Below are 20,893 nucleotides of genomic sequence, written 5' to 3'. Positions count from 1 at the left end.
AGCGGGGTCTCGTGAGGGATGTCGTCGACGCCGCACGGCCTCATGCTGCCCTCGGTCGCCGGAGCACCGCACTGGCACTTGTCCGGAACCTCGTCCTTGGCCGCGGTCGCGACGATATGGAACCGTCCGCATCGTTCGCATCGCACTGGCTCGCCGGCCCTCATGGGCACCTCTCTTCCGTTCTACATCCGGGTCAGGAAACAGGCACGGGGCCCATTCATCGCTGCCGGCGCGCAGCGGCCAGGCGCGGCCATCCCGTCTCGCAGCTTGAAATATGCGGCGATCCGAGGCTCGATGGAGGCCCTCCCGCTGACCGGCGCTTGTCCTGCCATGTGCGAACTCCTCGGCATGTCCGCCAACACGCCCACCGACATCTGCTTCAGCTTCGCTGGCCTGATGCGCCGGGGCGGGCAGACCGGCCCGCACGGCGACGGCTGGGGCATCGCCTTCTACGACGGCAAGGGCTGCCGCATGTTCCATGATCCCGCGCCCAGCGCGGAATCCGAGATCGCGCGCTTCATCCGCGGCTATTCCATCAAGAGCCGGACCGTCATCAGCCACATCCGGCGTGCCAACCGCGGGCGTGTCGCGCTCGAGAACACCCATCCCTTCACGCGCGAGCTCTGGGGCCGCATCTGGGCCTTCGCCCACAATGGCCAGCTCAGGGGCGTCAAGGCGCGGCCGCTGGACTTCTACCGCCCCGTCGGGACGACGGACAGCGAGCATGCCTTCTGCTGGATCCTCGATCGGCTGCGCGCGAAATGGGACAAGGCGCCGCCGGTGCGCACCCTCGCGGCCGAGATCGGCCGTCTTGCACGCGACTTGAACCGGCTGGGAGTCTTCAACCTGCTGCTGTCCGACGGGCGTGCGCTCTTCTGCTTCTGCAGCACCAAGCTGGCCTGGATCACCCGCCGCGCTCCGTTCGGCGCGGCGACCCTGCTGGACGAGGACCTGACGGTCGACTTCGCCCGCGAGACCACGCCTCACGACGTCGTGACGGTGGTGGCGACGCGCCCGCTCACCCGGGACGAGACCTGGCAGGTCCTTGATCCCGGCTGCTTCGTGGTCTTCCAGGACGGCGAGGTCGTGTCATCCCGGCCGGCGGGGCGGCCGTCGCGGCCGCAGCGCGGCCCTCAGTCTCAGGGTGCCCAGCGGTCGAGCAGCGCCGAGGAGAGCGGCATGGGCCTCGGCCCATCGGTCCAGATCAGGGCGCAGCGTACGTCGCGGCCGGGATAGATCCGCCGCAGCGCCGCGCGGTATGCCGCCATCTGTTGGAGATAGGCTGGCGAGACATCCTCCTCGGCCATGGGGGCGGGCCTGTTGGTCTTGTAGTCGAGGATCCAGACCTCGTCCTCCGTGACCAAGAGCCTGTCGACCTGACCCGCGATCACCCGGTCCTGGCCGACGACCCCGACCACCGGTACCTCGGCCCGGGAACCCGGACCGAAATAGGGTGCGAAACGCGGGTCCGCGAGCACCGCCAGCGTCTCCAGCGCGATCTCGTCCTGCTGCTCGGCGGCGAGCCTGTGTGCGGGCCGCGACAGGTAGCGCCGCGCGGCCTGCTCGCGCGCGGGCGCCTCCAGCTCGGGTAGGGTCTGGAGCAGGCGATGGACAAGCGTGCCGCGCAGGAAGCGCGCACCGTCGTCGGCGCCGAGCGGGGAGCGCAGCGCGGGCTCCGGCGTGTCCGGGCGCGAGGGCGTCAGCGGGCGGGCAGGGCTCGGCTCCTCCGGCGCGGCGGCGGCGGCCCAGCCCGGCAGCGGCGCGGCGGCAGCCGCCTCGACGAGGCCGAGCCCGTCCGGCCTCGCCGGCACCGTCTGCGGGCCGCGCAGGCGCCAGCCCGGTCCCGCCCAGCCCTCGGGGCACAGCTCCGAGAAGTCGAAGGCGCAGGGCTCGCCATGCTCCTGCATGGCGGCCTCGGTCAGCCGGTACCAACAGTCCGGCCCGGGCGGCCTGCGGCCCTGCCAGCCGCAGACATAGAGCCTGTCCTCCGCCCTCGTCAGTGCGACGTAGAGAAGCCGGCGGTACTCCTGGTCGCGCCGCAGGTCGGCGCGGGCCCGGGCCCCCGCGCTGGTCCTGTCCTCCTGCGCGCGCCGGGCCGAGAAGAGCGGCACGGGCAGCGCCCCGTCCGGCCAGAGGATCCGCGGGCCCTGGATCGGCACGCCCATGGTGTCGGGGAGGAACACGATCGGCGCCTGAAGCCCCTTGGAGCCGTGGACCGTCATGATGCGCAGCTTGCCGCCGTCCTCGCCCCGGTCGGCGTCGAGCTCGCGCTTGATCTCCGCCTCGCTGGCCTCGAGCCAATGCAGGAAGCCCTGCAGCGACGGCGCATGGCTGCGCTCGAAGGCGAGGCAGGCGGACAGGAACTCGTCCACGGGGTCCTGCGCCTCTGGGCCGAGCCGGGCCAGCAGCGCGCGGCGTCCGGTCCCGCCCGGCCCTGGATCGGCCGGGCAGGGCTGGGACAGGACGCGCGCGAAGAACTCGAAGGGCGGGGCGAAGTCCGTGCGGTCCAGCAGGGCTCGCAGCCACGCGAATGCGGGGCCCAGGAAGAGGGGGTCGGAATCGGCCTTGGCCGCCAGCGCCGAGAACAGCGTTCCGCGCCGGTTCCAGGCGAGTTCGAAGAGCTGCTCCTCCGAGAGGCCCAGGAACGGTCCCTTCAGCACGGTCGCCAGCGTCAGGTCGTCCTCGGGCAGCAGCAGGAACCGGCCGAGCGCCATCAGGTCCATGACGCTGAGCTGCTCGGTCAGGACCATCCGGTCGACGCCCGCGACCGGCACGCCCCGTTCCTTGCAGGCGCGCACGAGCTCCTCGACGAAGCGCGAGCGCCGGCGTACCAGCACCATCACGTCCCCCGCGAGGATCGGGCGGCCGCGCGCCTCCAGCCTTTCCCCGCTGTCGAGCCAGCGGCGCACCGTCGAGGCGATCACCGCGGCCAGCCGGGCCGATGGGGCATCGGCCCGGCGGCGCTCGACCGGGGGTTCCCACGGGGCGGGTTCGGGCGGCTCCTCGGGGGCGACGGGGGGCCACAGCTCCACCAGTCCGGCATGGCCCCGGCGGAACGGGATGTGGCGGATCACCGTCCCGGTCTCGAAGGCGACGCCGTCGCGCGCGGTCTGCAGCGTGAAGACGGCGTCGACCGCTTCCAGCACCGCTCCTGTGGATCGGAACGAGATCTCCAGGTCGACCTTGGCCCAGCGGGCCTCGGCCGCCTCGACCCGGGCCTGGAAGTGGCCGCGCATGCGCGCGAATTCGGCGGGATCGGCCCGCTGGAAGCTGAAGATCGACTGCTTCTCGTCACCGACCGCGAACAGGGTGCGCACGCCGTCCCGGGAGCCCAGGCCGGCAAAGAACTCCTCGGCCAGGGCGGCGACCACCTGCCACTGCTCGGGGTTGGTGTCCTGGGCCTCGTCGATCAGCAGGTGGTCGAGCCCGCCGTCGAGCTTGAACAGCACCCACGGAGCCCCGGGGTCGCGCAGCAGCGCCAGCGCGTTCAGGATCAGGTCGTCGTAGTCCAGCCGGGCGCGACCGCGCTTCGCCTCCTCATAGGCGTCCAGGAGCGCCTCGGCGAGGCGCATCAGGGCCGCCGTCGACCCGGCGACGCCCGCAGCCTTCACCCGCTCCATGGCCAGCAGCAGACGCGCCGCCTCGGCCTCCAGCGCCTCGCGGGCGCCGCCGAAGGCGTCGGCGGCCTTGCGGGTGATCAGCGTCTTGCGGACCTGCCCCTCGGTGGTCAGGAACGCCCGTGCGAAGTCCAGGAAACCTTCCGCCCTGTCGCCCGCCTGGGCCAGCCAGCCGCGGATCACACGGCCGCGCTCTCTGTCCGTGTCGCTGCCGCCATCCAGCGCCTGGCAGGCGCGGTCCAGTCCGTCGCGGTCGAAGGCGCCGTCGCGGCAGATCTCCTCCAGCACGGCACTGTCGTCCGATCCCGGCGCCACGCCGAGATGGGCGTAGACCGCGGCGATCGCGCCCTCGACCCCGCCCATGGCCTCCAGGATCCGGCGCAGGCGGCCGCGCTCCGCCGTCAGGTCGCGCAGCAGCGTCGCGAAATCCTCTTGGGACACGTCCCGGGTCAGGCGCGCCAGGGATTGTCCGAGCAGCGTCTCGGGCTCGGCCCGGGCACGGCGCAGCACGGCGTCCTTGGCGCCCGCCAGCAGCTCCTCGGCCGTGCGGTCGTCCATCACCTCAAAATGCGGTGGAAGGCGCGCCTCCAGCGGAAAGCGGCGCAGAAGCGACTGGCAGAAGGCATGGATCGTCTGGATCTTCATGCCGCCGGGGCAGTCCACGACCTGGGCGAAGAGCCGGCGCGCTGCCGTCCGGGCCGCCGAGGACGGCCGCTCGCCGCACAGCGCCGCCAGCGCGTCCTCCAGCTCGGCGTCGCTCACGGTGGCCCAGCGGGCCAGCGTCCCGTTGATGCGGTTGGCCATCTCGGCCGCCGCCGCCTTGGTGAAGGTCAGGCACAGGATCCGGTGGGGCGGCGTGCCGGCCAGCATCAGCCGTAGCACCCGGTCCGTCAGCACCTTGGTCTTGCCGGTGCCGGCCGAGGCGCCGACCCAGACGGAGCATTCGGGATCCGACGCCGCGCGCTGCTTGACGTTGGGATCAATGGGGAGGGTTCGGTCGGCGACGGTCATCGAGGCCCGGGGCTGCGTCACCCGTCTTTTAGGCGAGAAGCGCCGCCGAGGGAAGGAACCCGCCTCGCGCCTGCGCCCCGTCACAGCTTTCCGTCACAGCTTTCGGGCGACGGCTCCGGCCGGCTCAGATTCCCTCGCCGGCCTCAATATGCGGCAGGCCTGGCAGGGCCGGCGGAGGTCCGTTCAGGGGCAGCGTGAACCAGACGGTCGTTCCCCTGCCAAGCTCGCTCTCGATCTGCAGCCGCCCGCCGTGCAGTTCCACCAGCCTGCGGCTCAGCGCGAGGCCCAGCCCCGTCCCGGAGGCCTTGTCCCGGGGCTGGTTGCCGGCCTGCTCGAAGGGGCGGCCGAGCTTCGGGATGTCCTCGGCCCTGATGCCGACGCCGGTGTCGGTGACCGAGATCCGCATCCGGTCGTCCTCGACCTCTGCGCCCAGGGTGACCCTCCCGCCCGGTCCCGTGAACTTGATCGCGTTGGCCAGCAGGTTGATCAGCACCTGCCGGATCGCGCGCTCGTCCGCCACGAGCGGGTCGAGTGGCGGCAGCGTGCTGGTCACCTCGATCCCGGCATCGCGGGCACGTCCCCGGACGATCCGGACGCAGGCGTCCACAACGGCATGCAGCGAGATCGTCTCCGGGTTCAGGACGTACTTGTTGGCCTCGATCTTCGAGATGTCCAGGATGTCGTTGATCATGTCCAGCAGGTGCCGCCCCGCCGTCTGGATGTCCGCGGCGAAGGAGACGTACTCGAGATGGCCGAGGGGGCCGAGCTCCTGGCGCGCAATGATCTCTCCGAAGCCGATGATCGCATTCAGCGGCGTGCGCAGCTCGTGGGACATGTTGGCGAGGAAGACCGACTTCGCCATGTTGGCCGCTTCCGCGCGCGAGCGCGCCAAGGCGTTCTGCCCGGCCAGGGCCTGCATCATGGTCGCCTGCTCCTCCAGGCGGGCGCGGGTCGCCTGGAGCTCGGCCACATGCCTTTCCAGCGCCTGGCGGCTGGCATCCAGCGCGCGCTGGTTCCGCCGGATCAGGGCGAGCGCGGCCAGTCCGGCGACCGAGGGCAGGACCATGACGAGGCCGAAATAGGGCAGCTTGTCGTGCCAGGGCCGCAGGGCGTCCGCAGCCTCCATGGAGACGATGACCGTCAGCGGGAACTCCGGCACCGCGAAGGCCGCGCGCAGCCGCCCCGGCGCGGGGCTCAGCTCCGGGTCGCGGCCGGCCGGCCGGCCGATCCGGTCCTCCAGTCCTCCGGTGCGCGCCAGGACGAGGCCGCGGTCGTCCACCACGGCGCCGACCGCGTCGTCTGGGATCGCCTCGGCCAGCACCCGGGCCATGCGGACAGGGTCGACGATCGCCGCCAGCACGCCGGCGAAGCGGTTCTCGGGATCCGAGCGGGGCGTGCTGACGCCGATGAACCACTGGCCCGAGGTGCGTCCGAGGACCGGCTCGCCGATATAGAGCCGCTTTCCGGGCGACTGCAGATGGGCCCGGAAGTAGTCGCGGTCCGACAGGTCCAGCGCCTGGGCCGGCGGGCCGAGCTCGTCGACCAGCAGCCGCCCGTCGGGCCTCGTCGCAAGGAACCCGCGTGCGAGGCCGAGCCGGTGCGCCTTCGCTTCCATCACCGCCCGCACGGTCTCGATCCCGGTCCCGCCATCCCGAGAGGCCTCCGGCAGCCGCCCCAGCAGCAGGTCCAGCGTCTCGAGCGATGCCGAAATGAAGGCCAGGGCCGAGGCGAACTGCTCGCCCAGCAGGTGCGTCGCGCGGTCGGCCTCCAGTGCGGCGGCGCGGAGCAGGGCCTCGCGGTCCCGCCAGACCTGAAACGCGATCAGCCCGTTGTAAAATGCGAGCCCGAGCGCCGCCATGGCCCAGAACCGCACTGGACGGCGGCTTGCGGGGGGCGTCCGGCGGCTGGGACTCGGGGACGTGGGATTCGGCATGGCTCTATGCCGAGAATTCTACCTGAATTTCCATGGAAATTCGCCTAATTGTTTAGTCACCCCGCGACTTTGCCACGATGGCGCTATTCGCCTCCGTCGCCGCCGGCGGTGGACCATTCCTGGACCCGGGCCAGATGGGCATAGTCGCTGTAGCGCGGGGCGCGTTCGGGCCGGGGCAGGGCGCGGTACGGCGTGCGGGGATCGTCAAAGGCGTGGATCAGGGCGAGCAGGCCTGCACGCGCCTCGGCGACGAGCCGCGGCAGCGCATCGGGCGGCAGTGCCTTCTCCTCACCCGGGGGATCTCCGCCCGAGAGCCTCCAGAAGGCCAGGGACGAGACTTGCCTTGCCTCGATCGGCTCGAAGCCGCCGGCCTCGGCGATCGCCGCCTCCAGCGGAAGCTGCGGGGCGAAGCCGAGCTCGACCTCGCGCGTGCTCGGCGGCGCGCCCGTCTTGTAGTCCAGGATCGCCAGCGATCCATCGGGCATGAGGTCGATCCTGTCCGCCTTTGCGACGAGGGTGAAGGGGCCGGCCGGCCCCGCCAGCTCCATGCGTCCCGATGCCTCGGTCAGCAAGGGGCGGGTCGTCTCGCGCCGGGCCTGCTCCTGGGCGACGAACCAGCGTGCGACCCGCTCGAAGCGAGGCCACCAGAATGCCCAGACGTCGGGCTGGGCGAGATGGTCGCCGAAGGCCTGCTCGCCGAGCGCGAGCAGGCGGCGCACCGCGTCCGGTGGAAGCGCGCCAGGATGCTCGCGCACGAAGGCGTCCAGGGCCAGGTGGATGAACTGGCCGCGCTCCGCCGCGCCCGGATCGGCGGCGATCGGGTCCAGCGCCGACAGGCCCAGCACGTGCCGCGCGTACACGGCATAGGGATCGCGCATCCAGGTCTCGACCTGGGTCACCGAGAGCCTGCGCGGCCGCGCCGCGACCGGCGGGCGCGGTTCGGGCGGCCCGACCGGGCGCACCCTTGCGGGACGGTCGAGCTCCGCCGCCCAGTACAGCCAGGTCTCGGCGCCTGTCCCGATGATCCCGCCGAGGCCGAGTCCGTCCAGCACGGCGTCCAGGCGCAGCAGCCAGCGCGACGGGACCGTCGGGGTGCCGTCGACGCGCTCGGCCCGCGTCAGCACCACCCGTGGGGCGCAGGCCAGCATGGCGAAGTCGTGGGCCGCGAGCCCCAGCCGGAACTCGGGCGAGGCCAGGCCCAGCGCCTTGCGCATGGGGCGCGACAGCCAGGGATCCGCCGCGGGCTCGGGCGGCCAGGTGCCCTCGTTCAGGCCGCCCAGCACGATCACGTCCGCCTGCTGCAGCCGCGCCTCCAGCAGGCCCAGGATGCTGAGGCGCGGGTGCCGGCCATAGCGCGGGCGCACCGGCGCCGCGGCGGCGAGCAGCGCCTCGAACAGGGCGGGATAGTCGGTCCCGGCCACGTCGCCGAAATCGCCCGCGGCGCGTAGCAGGTCGTTCAGGAAGCCGGCGGCCGCCTCGCCGTCCTCGTGGCGCCAGAGCCGCTGTGGCCCGATCTCGTGGTCGGTGGCGGCCAGCGCCTCGGCCAGCTCGCCATGAAGCTTCAGCCAGGTCGCCAGGGGCCGTGGCGCGCCGTCGGCCAGCGCCGCGCGCCAGGGCTCGGTCAGCGACTCCAGCCCTTCCACCCAGCCCAGCAGCTCCCGTCGCGCGTCCCGGCGCGCGAAGCGCCGGTCCTCGGCCGCCTCCAGCGCTGCGCGCAGCCCGGCGAAACCGGCGCCCGGCCGCGGGCCGCGCAGTACCGCCCGTTCCAGTGCCCGGGCGCGGGAGCGGAAGGCCGCGGGATCGCGCCCACCGGCCGCCAGCGGGTGCTTGAGCAGCGTCAGCAGGGCCACGGGCTCGGCATTCCTCAGCGCGCAGTCCGAGACCAGGCGCAGGAACGTGCCGACGGCGGTGTCGCTCAGGGGGCGCCCGCCGGAATCGTCGACCGCGATGCCCCAGCGCTCCAGCGCCATCGCCACCCGGCGGGCGAGGGCCCGATCCGGGGTCACCAGTGCCGCCGTGCGCTCCGGCGTCTCCAGCGCTTGGCGCATCAGCAGCGCGATGGATGCCGCCTCCTCCTGGGGCGTCGGGCAGTCGATCCGCCACAGCCCGTCCAGATCCCCCTCGGAGAAGCCCGAGAGCTCGCGCCAGGCCTCGGTGGTGGCGGCGGGGCGCAGCGCCTCGCCGAGCAGGCGCGGGCGGGCGGGGGGCGTCGCCGGGATGCCGGGGCAGGGCCAGGGGCGCACCTCGGCGCGTCCGACGCCCAGGGCGTCCATCATGCGGGAGAGGCCGAACTGGGGATGGGCGTCGTCCAGCGCCGACCAGGCGCCGTCGTCCAGGCCCAGGTCCAGCCCCGGCAGCACCACGGCGCCCTGCGGCAGGCGGGCGACGACGGCCAGCAGCTCGGCCGTTCCGCGGCTCGATCCCGGATCCGCGACGGCGATCACGGGCTCCGTCGGCGGCCGGGCGCGCCACAGCTCGGCCTGGCGGCGCATCAGGAGGTTGTGCCGGGCGCTTGCATCGATAGCGCCTTCCTCGGCCTCAATGGCGGGCCAGTGCTCGCCGATGATCTTCAGGAAGTCGAGCGTGATCTGCCAGTGCAGGGCATGGTCGTCGGGCACCAGGCCCGCGAGGCGGTCCAGGCCGATGCCCTCGGCCAGCATCTGGTCGCGCAGCCGCGCAAGCTCGGCCGCGAGCCGTGCCGCCTGGGCTGGGGTCGGCGTCAGGCCGGTCCCCTGGACCAGCTTGGTCAGCAGGAGCTGCCGGCGGAGCGGCGTGAAGGCCGGCGGCAGATCCAGGTCGCCGCCGCCGGGTAGGGCGGTGGACATCAGATCCAGCTCGTCGGCGTCGAGCTGGCCGAGCGGCGCGAGGCGCGGCAGCAGCAGCGGCTCGCCGCCGGACAGCCGCAGGAACGCCTCGCGCAGGGCGCGGCAGGCGCGGCGGGTCGGCATCAGGACGATGCAGCCCGAGAGCGCCAGCGGATCCCTTCCGACATGGTCCAGGATGCCCGCGGCCAGGGCGTCGGCGAAGGGCCGGCCCGGATCGACGGCGTAGACGCGGGCCGTTCCGTCGGAGGACGTGCCGCCGGGGAACGTGCCGTCGCGGGGATCCGGCGCGCCGGTCATGCGGGCGGCTTGTAATCCATGACCCGCTCGACCTCCGCGATCGCATCGGGCGTCCCGACATGGAACCACAGCCCGTCGTGCCGGATGCCGAACAGGCGTCCGCGCTCCTGGGCCCGGTCGAAAAGCAGGTTGTTCGAGAAGGCGCCCGCCGGCACGTCGGCGTAGGCCGCGGGGGCGGCGATCATCACGCCGCTGAAGACGAAGGGTGCGACGCGGCCAGGCGCGCGCCGAGTCAGGCGGCCGACCTGGTCCATGGTGTAGTCGCCGGGCCCGTCATAGCCGTAGGAGGCGACCGTGGGCACGAGAAGCAGCAGGGTGTCCATGGCCTCGGGATCGAAGGCCCGGACCATGCGCTCCACCGCCGGCCGGGGGCCGTCGAACCAGAGATTGTCGGCATTGGCGACCAGGAAGGGCCCGCCGCCGAGCTTTGGCAGGGCGCGCGCGACGCCACCGCCGGTTTCCAGGAGCTCGGGCTCCGGCGAGAGGTCGATCCGCGGCGTCGTGCGGCCGGCGAGATGCGAGGCGATCATTTCGCCCATGTAATGGGTGTTCACGACCGCGTTCCCGATGCCGGCCTCCTGGATCCGGTCCAGGGCATGGTCGAGCAGCGTGCGGCCGCAGACCTCGATCAGCGGCTTCGGGCGTTCCAGCGTCAGCGGGCGCATGCGCGTGCCCAGGCCTGCGGCCAGCACCATGGCGTGGGTCAGGGAGATCATCATTCCGACTTCGATACGAACAGGGGGGCGCGGGTCTCGGGCGGCAGGGTGGCATCGAACCAGGCGCGCACGGGCGCCAGCTCGGCCCGGGCCAGCTGGCCCTCCAGCAGCCGCCAGACCCGGGGCATGTGCTGAAGGTATCCCGCCCGCCCGTCCCGGAGCCAGAGCCGCGCGAAGACCGCGAGGATCCGGGTGTGCCGGACCGCCCCCATCACGCCGTAGGATCCCAGGAACCGGCCCCGGTCGAGCCCGGGAAACGCCGCGAGGTAATGATCGATCTCGGCCTGCCGGACGGCGTCGGGCACATCCCGGCGCGCATCCTCGAGGATCGAGACGAGGTCGTAGGAGACCGGGCCGAGCCCCGCCTGCTGGAAGTCCAGGATGCCGCAGGCCGCGGCGCCCTGCCGCCCTTCGAGCCGCATCAGGTTGTCGACGTGCCAGTCCCGGTGCAGGAGCGACGAGGGCACGGCCTCGCAGGCGGGCCTGACCACGCGGCGCCACGCGGCCTCGAGCGCACTCCGCTCCGCGCCTGTGGGCTCGCGGCCCAGCGCGTGGGGCAGGTACGTCTCGGCGAAGAGCATGACCTGCCCCACGAACAGGTCGGCGTCGTAGCGCGGCAGGTCCTCCGCCGCGGCGGGATCGAAGAACCGGTGGAGGCGGACCAACGCGTCGGTCGCCAGGCGGTACAGCGCGGCAGGATCCTCGCCCGCCTCCATCAGCCTGGTGAAGGTCGAATCGCCGAAATCCTCGAGCAGCAGGAGGCCCTGGCCGGGGTCGGCCGCCAGCACGGCGGGGACCGATAGGCCGATCTCGCGCAGGATCGCGGCGACCTTCAGGAACGGGACCACGTCGTTCGCGGGATCGGGGGAATCCATCAGGATCGCCGTGCCGCCGGGGCGCGCCAGCCTTTCGTAGCGCCGGGCCGAGGCGTCGCCGGCGAGCGGCCGGCGCCTGGCGCCGGCCCAGCCGGCGAGGTCGAGGAAGGCGGTGATGCGGTCGGCGCTCACGATCTGCCCTCCAGCCCTGCCAGACGCCCGGCCCAGGATGGGCCGCCCGCCAGGACGGCCCTGCGCGAGCCGGGCCCGGTCACGGCCAGCTCAAGCTCCAGCCGGTCGGGCGGCAGCATACGGCCCAGGCGCTCGGGCCATTCGACCAGGGCGATGCCGCCCGCGGCCTCGTCCCAGCCGAGCTCGAGCACCTCCTCCGGCCCGGCAAGGCGATAGAGGTCGAAATGCCATATCGTCCCCGACGGCGCGTCGTAGGTCTGGACCAGGGTGAAGGTCGGGCTCGGCACTTCCTCCTCCGGGTCGGTCAGGGCCCGGATGAGAGCGCGGGCGAAGGCTGTCTTCCCCGCGCCGAGATCGCCGCGCAGCGCCACCAGGTCACCCTGGCGCAGGCGCGGGGCCAGGCGCGTCGCGAGGGCGCGGGTCGCGTCCTCGTCAGGCAGGTCGATGGGTGGCGTCGATGCGGCGGTCGGCATGGCGGCGCAGTGTGGTGCGCCGGCGGGGCCGCTTCAAGGGCCAAGACCGGGACACACGGGCTCATGCGAATGGCGCGGCCGCGCGTCCTCGCTTCGGGGGTTGATGTCCGCCCGCAAACCGGGGAAAACACGCTCCGCCCCCAGCGCCGGAGACCCGCCATGTCCAGCACCGTCCACAGCACCGACGTCGCCATCATCGGCGCGGGGCCGGTCGGCCTCTTCGCGATCTTCGAATGCGGCATGCTGCGCATGCGCTGCCATGTGGTGGACAGCCTCGACATGGTGGGCGGGCAGTGCACGGCGCTCTATCCCGAGAAGCCGATCTACGACATCCCCGCCCATCCCGCGATCGATGCGGGCGACCTGATCGCAAGGCTGGAGGAGCAGGCGGCACCCTTCGAGCCCGTCTACCATCTCGGCCAGCGCGTCGAGAGGCTGTCGCCGCTGGACGGCGGCCGCTGGCGGCTGGAGACCTCGGCCGGGACCGTGATCGAAGCGCGGGCCGTGGTGATCGCGGCGGGAGTCGGCGCCTTCGGCCCGAACCGCCCGCCCCTGGACGGGATCGAGGCCTACGAGGGCAGGTCCGTCCATTATCTCGTGAAGCGCCGCCAGGACTTCGCCGGCAAGCGCGTCGTGATCGCCGGCGGCGGCGACAGCGCCGTCGACTGGGCCATCTCGCTCTCCGAAGTGGCATCCCGGGTGATGGTCGTGCACCGGCGGCCGAAGTTCCGCGCGGCGCCGGAGAGCACGGCCCGCCTGGACCAGCTCGCACGGGACGGAAGGATCGAGCTGGTGGTGCCCTACCAGCTCGCCGGGCTGGAGGGGGCGGACGGGCAGATCACCGGCGTGCGGGTCGAGACCCTGGAAGGGGAGACCCGGCTGCTGGAGGCCGACGCCCTGCTGCCCTTCTTCGGCCTCGCCATGAACCTGGGCCCGATCGCCGAATGGGGGCTGAACCTCGAGCGCAACCACATCACGGTCGAGCACGGCACGGCGGCGACCAGCGCGCCCGGGATCTTCGCCATCGGCGACATCGCGACATATCCGACCAAGCTGAAGCTGATCCTCACGGGCTTCGCCGAAGCGGCCCACGCGGCCCATGCGATCTTCCCGCTGGTCCATCCCGGCGAGGTCCTGCATTTCGAATACTCCACCAGCAAGGGCGTGCCCGCCGCCTGAGGTCGATGCTCCGTCGGGCGTGGCCTTCTTTGACGCTTGCGCCCGGCGGGCATCTGTGGAGCATGTCGCCTGACGCGCGGCCGACCGGCCGCGCCATGCCTTTGCGCCGTCGGGGACGGAATTGAGAGATGAGCCTCGGAGTAACTGAAATCCTGGTCATCCTGCTGATCGTCCTGATCATCTTCGGAGCCGGCAAGCTGCCGTCCGTGATGGGCGACCTCGGCAAGGGGATCCGCAGCTTCAAGTCCGGGCTGAAGGACGAGCCGGCGGAGGCGCCGCTCCAGGTCTCGGCGCATGAGGGCGAGCAGGCAGCGCCTGGCGCCTCCGTGCGCTCGCCGGAGGTGCGTTCGTGAGCGTGGAGGCCGCGGCCGAGCGCCGCCCCTCGGCGCTGGAGCGCCTCTACCGCTGGACCATGGCCAAGGCCGGCAGCCGTTCCGGCCCCGCATGGCTGGGCGCCGTCTCCTTCGCCGAGAGCTCCTTCTTCCCGATCCCGCCCGACATCATGCTGATCCCCATGGTGCTGGCGCGGCGCGAGCAGTGGTGGCGGCTTGCGGCCTGGTGCACCTTGACCTCGGTCCTGGGCGGCCTCGCGGGATACGCGATCGGCCTCTTCCTGTTCGAGGCCATCGGCGAGCATATCGTCGCCTTCTATCACCTGGACGCCAAGTTCGCGGAGTTCAGGGAACTCTTCCAGAACTACGGGGGCGAGATCCTGCTGATCAAGGGGATGACGCCGATCCCTTACAAGCTGCTGACGATCACCGCCGGCGTGGCGCGCCTGGACCTCTGGGTCTTCATCGCGGCCTCGGTGGTCTCGCGCTCCATGCGCTTCTTTCTGGTGGCGGCGCTGCTCTACAAGTTCGGTCCGCCGATCCAGACCTTCGTCGAGAAGCGCCTGACCCTGGTCACGACGGCGGCCGTCGTGCTGGTCATCCTCGGCTTCGCCGCCGTGAAGCTGTTCTGATCTCCGAAGAGTTGCGGGCGGAGCCGAAGCTCCGCCCGCCGACGGTCAGCCGCGCTGGTGTTCGCCCGGCTCGCTGGGGGCATGGCCGCCGGGTCCGAAACCGCCGTGTCCATGACCGCGTCCGCGCCAGCCGCCGCGGGACATCAGCTGGTCGGCGGTCTGGCGCTGCTCCGGCGTGAGCTGTGCGTAGAGCGTCTCGACCGCCGGACGCAGCGTCTTCATCTGCTGCAGCGTGGCCTCGTGGAAACGTTCCATGCGCGCCATGCGCTCGGGCAGGGTGCGGGGTGGCTGGGCCGCGGCCAGCTCGCTGCATGCCTGCGCGACGGGAGCGCCGCTGGCTTCCGCCGCCTGCCTGAAGGTGTCCCAGGCGCCACGCTGGCTCTCGGTGATGTTCAGGCGCTTCTCGGCATAGGCCAGCATGCCGGCGGTGCGGGCCTCGCGGTTCTCGCACATGCGGGCGGCGCCGAACATGGGGCCGCCGGGACCGCGGCCCGGGCCGCCGGGCCCGCCGCTCTGCGCCATCAGCGGGGCGGACACCGTCAGCGCGCCGAGCACGACCGCGGCACCGATCAGGGATTTCGTCTTCATCTCCGTCCTCCGAGGCGGATGGTTTCGATGGGCCCACTCTCGCCGCGACCTGTAACCCCTTCATGTCGCTCCGGGGCCGATTTTGTAACCGTCGGTAACGTCCCCGGAGACGGTTACCGACGGTTACAATTTTCCGCTTTCCCGCGCACGCGCGCCGACCGATGGTGCGCTTCATGGACCGCCAGCCGCACCTGCTCGTTGTCGACGACGACCGGGAGATCCGGGACCTCGTCGCCCGGTTCCTGGACAAGCATGGTTATCGCGTCACCCCCGCCCGGGACGGCGCCGAGATGTTCCGCGTGCTGCAGGATTCCCGGATCGACCTGATCGTCCTGGACCTGATGATGCCGGGCGAGGACGGGCTGAGCCTGACCCGCCGCCTGCGTGCGACGAGCCGCATCCCGATCGTGATGCTGACCGCCGTGGGCGAGGAGACGGATCGCATCGTGGGGCTGGAGATGGGGGCCGACGACTACCTGCCGAAGCCCTTCAACCCGCGCGAGCTGCTGGCCCGCATCAAGGCCGTGCTGCGGCGGTCCGGCGAGGCCGAGGAGCCCGGCGCCACCGGCCGCGTGCTGGCCTTCGAGGGCTGGGAGCTCGACCTGGCCCGGCGCGAGCTGCGCGACCCTGCGGGCGCCCTCGTGCAGCTCAGCGCCGGCGAGTTCGACCTGTTGACGGCCTTCGCCGAGCATCCGCGCCGCGTGCTCTCGCGCGACCAGCTCCTGGACCTCGCCCGCGGGCGGGCCGCGGCCCCCTTCGACCGCAGCGTCGACGTGCAGGTGGGCCGGCTGCGCCGCAAGATCGAGCCGGATCCCAAGGAGCCGACCCTGATCAAGACCGTGCGCGGCGGCGGCTATCTCTTCACCCCCTCGGTGGCGCCGCGATGATCCGCCTCTGGCCGCGCGAGCCGCTGGGCATCGCATCCCGCATCGCGCTGACAGTGGTGGTGGCGCTGCTGCTGGCCCAGGCTGTCAGCGCCCTGGTCTACGTGACGGACCGCGGCGAGGGCGGCCCGCCCCCGCATGGGCCCGGCGTCCTCTCGCGGCGGGTCGCCGCCATCGTCCGGCTGGTCGAGACGACGCCGCCCTCCGAGCGCGGGCGCGTCGTCGAGGCGGTCGATGCGCCCGGGCTTTCGGTCTCGTGGTCCGAGCGCCCGCCGCGCGGGCTGGATGCCGGCCCAGGCTTTCCCGGCGACTTCGTGCGCGGCCGCATCCGCCGGGCGCTCGGCGACGGCGACCGCCCGGTCCTGGTGGGCTTCGAGCGCTCGATCCTGCTGCCGCCGGGTCCGCTGTCCGCGGGCTCGCCGCGCGAGCCCGCGGGAACGCTGCACCTGGCCGTGGCCCTGAACGACGGGAGCTGGGTCGGGTTCACGGCCGATCCCGAGCGGGACGGCCCGTTCCGCCTGATCCGGTTCGCGCTCTGGATGGGGCTGGTGGCGCTGGTGATCGTGGGCCTGTCGTGGTGGGCGGCGCGGCGCGTGACCGCCCCCGTCGCCGCCTTCGCCCGGGCGGCCGAGCGGCTCGGCGTCGATGGCGAGGCCCCGCTGCTGCCGGAGACCGGCCCGCGCGAGCTGCGCATCGCGACGCGTGCCTTCAACCGCATGCAGGAGCGCCTGCGCCGCTTCGTCGAGGATCGCACCCAGATGCTGGCCGCGATCAGCCACGATCTGCGCACGCCGCTGACGCGCATGCGGCTGCGGGCGGAGTTCGTGGACGATCCCGAGCAGCAGCGCCGGATGCTCGAGGATCTCGACCAGATGGAGGCGATGATCGCCTCCACCCTGGCCTTCGCCCGGGACGACGCGCGCAAGGAGCAGCGCGCGCTGCTCGATGTCGGCGCGATGCTGGCGACGCTCGCGGACGATCTCGCCGATGCTGGCCTGCAGGTTGTCTACGAGGGGCCGAACCACCGCACGCTGGCCTGCCGTCCCGTGGCGCTGCGCCGCGCCGTATCGAACCTCGTGGACAACGCGCTGAAATACGGCGGCACCGCGCGCATCCATCTCGACGAGCAGCCCGGGCAGGTGGCGGTCGTGGTCGAGGATTCCGGCCCCGGCATTCCCGAGGCCGAGCTCGAGAAGGTCTTCCAGCCCTTCTACCGGATCGAGCGCTCGCGCTCGCGCGACACCGGCGGAACGGGGCTCGGGCTCTCGGTCGCCCGCACGGTCGCGCGCGCCCATGGCGGCGACGTGATCCTGGAGAACCGGCCCGAGGGCGGGCTGCGTGCGCGGCTGCTGCTGCCGGATACCATCGAGTAGCACGCGTCGCCGGCGCCTCGCCCGGCAGGGGTGGCCGGGCGGTTATCCGTTATTCCCGCGGATGAAACGGCTGCGCGGCCGTTCTCAGCATGGTGCGGCCGGAGGGGGATCGGCGTGTTCGAGTGGATCGTCGGGGTGGTCGAGCGGACGGGCTATGTGGGGGTGGCGGTCCTCATGTTCCTGGAGAACGTCTTTCCGCCCATTCCGTCCGAGCTGATCATGCCGCTTGCGGGTTTCGCCTCGGCCAAGGGCGACCTGCAGCTCTCGCTGGTGGTGCTCTCGGGCACGGCTGGCGCCGTCGCGGGGGCCGTGTTCTGGTATTTCGTCGGGCTCTGGTTCGGCACCGAGCGGCTGAAGCGCTGGGCCGACCGCCACGGGCGCTGGATCACCCTGCATCCCGAGGAGATCGACAAGGCCACCCGGTGGTTCCAGGGTCATGCGGGACGCACCGTGCTGGCGGGGCGGCTGGTTCCCGCCGTACGTACGCTGATCTCGGTGCCGGCCGGGGTCTCCGGCATGTCGATCGGCAGGTTCATGGTCTATTCGTCCCTGGGCACGGCCCTATGGTCGACGCTGCTCGCCTGCGCCGGCTACCTGCTGGAAGACCAGTATTCACGGGTCGCGGGGTATGTAGACCCCGTCTCGAAATTCATCCTGATCGCGCTGGTCGCCTTCTATCTCTACCGCGTCGTGACCTTCCGACGCTGATGCCGGCGGCCGTGACCGCGCGGCCGCGACGATGTCCGTAGGCCAACGCGCCTGGACGTCGCATATCCGCCATGCCATCCATGTCCCGACGCTCACTCGTTACGGGTGCCGGACGTGCATGATCGCGGCCGGGCTGCAGCGGGACCGAGGGGAGTGGGTTCGATGTCCAGGACGAAGTCTGGCGGTGACGACCAGTTCCGCTTGCTGGCCGACGACGCGCCCGTGATGATCTGGCGCGCCGATACGACGAAAGCCTGCGACTTCTTCAACAAGCCCTGGCTCGATTTCACCGGTCGGACCATGGAGCAGGAGCTCGGGTTCGGCTGGGCCGAGAGAGTCCATCCGGACGACCATGATCGCTGCATCGCGATCTACACCAGCGCCTTCGATGCGCGCGAGCCCTTCACCATGCCGTACCGGCTGCGCCGGCACGACGGCGAGTACCGTTGGCTCCTGGACAACGGGCGGCCTTTCCTCGGGGACGACGGGGCTTTCGCGGGCTATTTCGGGTCCTGCATCGACATTACCGACATGAAGCAGGCCGTGGAGGACAAGGAGGTGCTCCTGCGGGAGGTCCACCACAGGGTCCGGAACAACATGCAGCTTATTCTCAGCCTGCTGGAGCTGCAGGCCACGGGTGCGGGCACCGAGGCCAGGGCCAAGCTCATCGAGACGGCAGGCCGGGTGCGCTCCATCGCGCTGACGCAGGAGCGCCTGCACGAGGGCGGCAATTTTGCGAATATCGACCTCGGCGACTACCTGCGCTCGCTGGCCCGCCCTGCCGGTATCCTGCAGGAGCGCAAGGACATCGCCGTGACAGTCGAGGCCGGGGACATCAGCCTCCCGCTGGACCGGACGGTGCCGTTGGGCCTGATCGTGAACGAGCTTCTGACCAACGCCGTCCGCCATGCCTTCCCCGGCGGGCGGACCGGAACCGTGCGGATAGAGGCGCTGGGCGGGGTGGACGGAACGGTCGTCGTCACCGTGACCGATGACGGCATCGGCCTGCCGCCGGATTCCTTTCCCGACCGGCCGCGGACGCTGGGATTCAGGCTCGTGCGGCGGCTGTGCGGCCAGGCCGCCGCAAGGATCGAGACCGAGACCGGCGGCGGGACGCGCCACCGCATCGTGCTGCCTCCGGTCTGACGGCCTGGGACGCGGCTGCGGCCGCCGGCCCTCAGCCCGTCGGGCCGTGCAGCATGGCGGCCACTTCTGCCGCCGGCAGCGGCTTCGCGATCAGGTAGCCCTGAACCTGGTCGCAGCGGTAGGCCCGCAGGAAGGTCAGCTCCTCGGGAGTCTCGACGCCCTCGGCGACCACGCGCATCCCCAGGGCATGGGCCATGTTGATCGTCGCCTGCACGATGACCGCGGAATCGGGGTCCTCGGTCATGCCGTGCACGAAGCTCCGGTCGATCTTCAGCGCTTCGATGGGAAAGCGCTTCAGGTAGCTCAGCGACGAATAGCCGGTCCCGAAATCGTCCAGCAAGAGCCGAACGCCGGCCTCGTGGAGCTGGGCCAGCGCCTCCCGATCGCCTCCGGAGCTCCCGAAAAGGGCCGTCTCGGTCAGCTCGATCTTCAGGTGCTCGGGCGCGACGCCATAGCGCGCCAGCGCATCGAGCGCCTTTTGGCAGAGCAGCGGGTCGGCGAGCTGCCGGCCCGACAGATTGACCGAGACCGGCACCAGGGGCAGGCCGGCCGTGCGCCACGCGGCGATCTGCCGGCAGGCCTCGCCGAGGACCCATTCTCCCAGCGGCAGGATCAGCCCGCTCTCCTCGGCCACGGGTATGAATTCTGAGGGCGGCACCGGGCTGCCGGTGTCGGCGTCCCGCCAGCGCACCAGCGCCTCGAAGCCCGTGACGGCAAGGCCCGTCGTCTCGGCCTGGGGCTGGTAGTGCAGCTCCAGATCGCCGCGCTCGATGGCGCGGCGCAGCTTGCCCTCCAGCGTCATGCGGGCCAGCGCCGCGCCGGCCATCCTCGGCTCGTAGAGCGCCCAGCGTCGCGTCGGACGTCCACGCGCGCGCTCCAGCGCGGCGCCGGCGGTCCGGATCAGCCCGGCCGCGTCGGCGGCGTCGCGGGGGTGCAGGCCGGCGCCCAGCGTCGGCGTCAGGACCAGGCCGCCGCCCTCGGCGGAGAGCGGCCGCGCGAAGGCTTCCGCAAGGCGGCTCAGCGCGGCCTCGGCAGCCTCGGGCGTGTCCGCATCGGGCAGCACGGCGCCGAAAACGCCGTCGCCCAGCTGGCCAAGCACCGCGCGGGGGCCTGCATGCTGGCGGATCCGGTCGACGACGCTGAGCGCCAACCGCTCCGCCTCCGTCGGCTCCAGCGCCAGCAACAGGGCGGGGAGGCGCTCAAATCCGATGGCGACAAGGGATGCCGGCCGGCCGTCGGCGCGGGCCAGCGCGTCGGCCACGCGGCGCAGAAAGAGCGGCCGGCCTGGAAGGCCCGTGACCGGGTCGTAGCGCGCGGCGCGGCGTGCCTCGGCTTCGGCCCGGCGCGAGTCGGTCAGGTCCTCCAGGGTGAGCACCAGGGCCGGGGCGCGGCTGCCTTCGGCCGGCGATCCCGGCACCGTCCAGGCGGAAAGGCGTGCCCGAACGACCCGGCCGCTGCCGGCGCCGGGACGCAGGCGGACCTCGCCGCGCCAGGTCCGCGTTTGGCCCGAGAGGATGTCGTCCAGCGCGGCCTCCACGCCGCTGCGCTCCTCGATCTGAAGCACGTCGAGAAGCCGGCGGCCCGCGGTGTCGGTTTCGGAAGCTCCCAACCACGTCCAGAGGGCCGGGTTGGCCTGGAGCAGGCGGCCATCGGCCCCGCCGATCGCGATGCCGAATGGCGCACCCGCGAAAAGGGCCTGCAGGGCGGCATCGTCGGGCGGCGCGGCGGCCTCGGACGCGGTCTCGTCCTGCCCGGTGACCACGACCAGGCGCCGCCCGTCCGGCTCCGGTGGGAGCGGCTCGCAGCGCAGTACGCCGGGGCCCATGGGCAGGAGGGCCGCTGCCTCGATACCTGCCGCGAGCAGTTCCGCGAGCGGTCGGGCTGCCGGCACCTGGCCGGCCAGCTCGCCGAGCCGCCGGCCGACCACTGTGGAGGGGACGAGGCCCAGCAGGGCCGCGAAGCTCTCGTTGGCTGTCAGGACAAGGAAGGTCGCGCTGGGGCCGCACTCGATAACGGCCACAGGCTGTGTGGCGGCATCGTCGAGGCTGGCGCCCCGCCTCTCCGGATTCCTGACCATCGGCCGTCCGAACGTCCCCGCGCGGTATCACTGGCCGCGGATGCGGCCGAGGGCGAGGATGGCACGCTCAACAGGCAGCGGCCCGTGAGATCCCG

The 20,893-nt window shown here is 72.2% G+C and carries 16 protein-coding genes; 8 read left to right on the top strand and 8 right to left on the bottom strand.

Annotated features, from left to right (window positions below; genetic code table 11):
* Nucleotides 1–18 precede the first annotated feature (18 nt).
* Nucleotides 19–1,236 carry a class II glutamine amidotransferase gene (locus JUB13_RS05460; RefSeq protein WP_328702870.1) on the top strand — a complete coding sequence of 406 codons (1,218 nt, stop codon included), beginning with the start codon at nt 19–21 and terminating at the stop codon, nt 1,234–1,236.
* Here JUB13_RS05460 and addA read toward each other — a convergent pair.
* From addA to tsaE, 6 genes are all read right to left on the bottom strand, one after another.
* Nucleotides 1,140–4,628: a double-strand break repair helicase AddA gene (addA, locus tag JUB13_RS05455; RefSeq protein WP_207477775.1), complete on the bottom strand. Its 3,489-nt coding sequence runs from the start codon at nt 4,626–4,628 to the stop codon at nt 1,140–1,142. The genes JUB13_RS05460 and addA overlap by 97 nt on opposite strands.
* A gap of 124 nt (nt 4,629–4,752) precedes the next feature.
* Nucleotides 4,753–6,486, bottom strand: a complete 1,734-nt coding sequence (locus JUB13_RS05450; RefSeq protein WP_207477774.1) for a sensor histidine kinase — start codon at nt 6,484–6,486, stop codon at nt 4,753–4,755.
* Between the two features lie 158 nt (nt 6,487–6,644).
* Complete coding sequence (gene addB, locus JUB13_RS05445) at nt 6,645–9,683, bottom strand: double-strand break repair protein AddB (protein ID WP_207477773.1); 3,039 nt, start codon at nt 9,681–9,683, stop codon at nt 6,645–6,647.
* A complete protein-coding gene (locus tag JUB13_RS05440) occupies nt 9,680–10,402 on the bottom strand; it encodes a nucleotidyltransferase family protein (RefSeq protein WP_207477772.1) in 723 nt (240 codons plus the stop codon). The genes addB and JUB13_RS05440 overlap by 4 nt, the downstream gene beginning before the upstream one ends.
* Complete coding sequence (locus tag JUB13_RS05435) at nt 10,399–11,406, bottom strand: aminoglycoside phosphotransferase family protein (RefSeq protein ID WP_328702869.1); 1,008 nt, start codon at nt 11,404–11,406, stop codon at nt 10,399–10,401. Before JUB13_RS05435 ends, JUB13_RS05440 begins: the two co-directional genes overlap by 4 nt.
* The gene (gene tsaE, locus JUB13_RS05430; RefSeq protein WP_207477771.1) at nt 11,403–11,879 is read right to left on the bottom strand and encodes a tRNA (adenosine(37)-N6)-threonylcarbamoyltransferase complex ATPase subunit type 1 TsaE; all 477 of its coding nucleotides are present in this window, start codon (nt 11,877–11,879) and stop codon (nt 11,403–11,405) included. The genes JUB13_RS05435 and tsaE overlap by 4 nt, the downstream gene beginning before the upstream one ends.
* A gap of 159 nt (nt 11,880–12,038) precedes the next feature.
* Between tsaE and JUB13_RS05425 the strand changes: the two genes are divergently transcribed.
* The 3 genes from JUB13_RS05425 (at nt 12,039) to JUB13_RS05415 (ending at nt 14,022) form a co-directional block, all read left to right on the top strand.
* Nucleotides 12,039–13,058, top strand: coding sequence for an NAD(P)/FAD-dependent oxidoreductase (locus JUB13_RS05425; protein WP_207477770.1), 1,020 nt, complete (start codon nt 12,039–12,041; stop codon nt 13,056–13,058).
* A gap of 128 nt (nt 13,059–13,186) precedes the next feature.
* Nucleotides 13,187–13,411 carry a twin-arginine translocase TatA/TatE family subunit gene (gene tatA / locus JUB13_RS05420; RefSeq protein WP_207477769.1) on the top strand — a complete coding sequence of 75 codons (225 nt, stop codon included), beginning with the start codon at nt 13,187–13,189 and terminating at the stop codon, nt 13,409–13,411.
* Nucleotides 13,412–13,470: 59 nt separating this feature from the next.
* A complete protein-coding gene (locus JUB13_RS05415; protein ID WP_207478092.1) occupies nt 13,471–14,022 on the top strand; it encodes a YqaA family protein in 552 nt (183 codons plus the stop codon).
* Between the two features lie 45 nt (nt 14,023–14,067).
* Here JUB13_RS05415 and JUB13_RS05410 read toward each other — a convergent pair whose 3' ends face one another.
* A complete protein-coding gene (locus JUB13_RS05410; protein ID WP_207477768.1) occupies nt 14,068–14,610 on the bottom strand; it encodes a Spy/CpxP family protein refolding chaperone in 543 nt (180 codons plus the stop codon).
* 173 nt (nt 14,611–14,783) lie between these two features.
* Between JUB13_RS05410 and JUB13_RS05405 the strand changes: the two genes are divergently transcribed.
* The 4 genes from JUB13_RS05405 to JUB13_RS05390 all read left to right on the top strand — a co-directional run bounded on the left by JUB13_RS05405 (nt 14,784) and on the right by JUB13_RS05390 (nt 18,721).
* Nucleotides 14,784–15,497: a response regulator gene (locus JUB13_RS05405; RefSeq protein ID WP_207477767.1), complete on the top strand. Its 714-nt coding sequence runs from the start codon at nt 14,784–14,786 to the stop codon at nt 15,495–15,497.
* Complete coding sequence (locus JUB13_RS05400; protein WP_207477766.1) at nt 15,494–16,867, top strand: ATP-binding protein; 1,374 nt, start codon at nt 15,494–15,496, stop codon at nt 16,865–16,867. The genes JUB13_RS05405 and JUB13_RS05400 overlap by 4 nt, the downstream gene beginning before the upstream one ends.
* A gap of 114 nt (nt 16,868–16,981) precedes the next feature.
* Nucleotides 16,982–17,575, top strand: a complete 594-nt coding sequence (locus JUB13_RS05395; RefSeq protein ID WP_207477765.1) for a DedA family protein — start codon at nt 16,982–16,984, stop codon at nt 17,573–17,575.
* Nucleotides 17,576–17,737: 162 nt separating this feature from the next.
* The gene (locus JUB13_RS05390; RefSeq protein ID WP_207477764.1) at nt 17,738–18,721 is read left to right on the top strand and encodes a sensor histidine kinase; all 984 of its coding nucleotides are present in this window, start codon (nt 17,738–17,740) and stop codon (nt 18,719–18,721) included.
* A 31-nt stretch (nt 18,722–18,752) separates the two neighbouring features.
* On the opposite strand, the gene JUB13_RS05385 is transcribed toward JUB13_RS05390, so the two are convergent.
* The gene (locus JUB13_RS05385; protein WP_207477763.1) at nt 18,753–20,798 is read right to left on the bottom strand and encodes a putative bifunctional diguanylate cyclase/phosphodiesterase; all 2,046 of its coding nucleotides are present in this window, start codon (nt 20,796–20,798) and stop codon (nt 18,753–18,755) included.
* Nucleotides 20,799–20,893 lie beyond the last annotated feature (95 nt).

This window comes from Arenibaculum pallidiluteum (assembly GCF_017355985.1).
Taxonomy (GTDB): Bacteria; Pseudomonadota; Alphaproteobacteria; order Azospirillales; family Azospirillaceae; genus Arenibaculum; species Arenibaculum pallidiluteum.
This window is presented reverse-complemented; position numbering and strand designations above follow the sequence as displayed.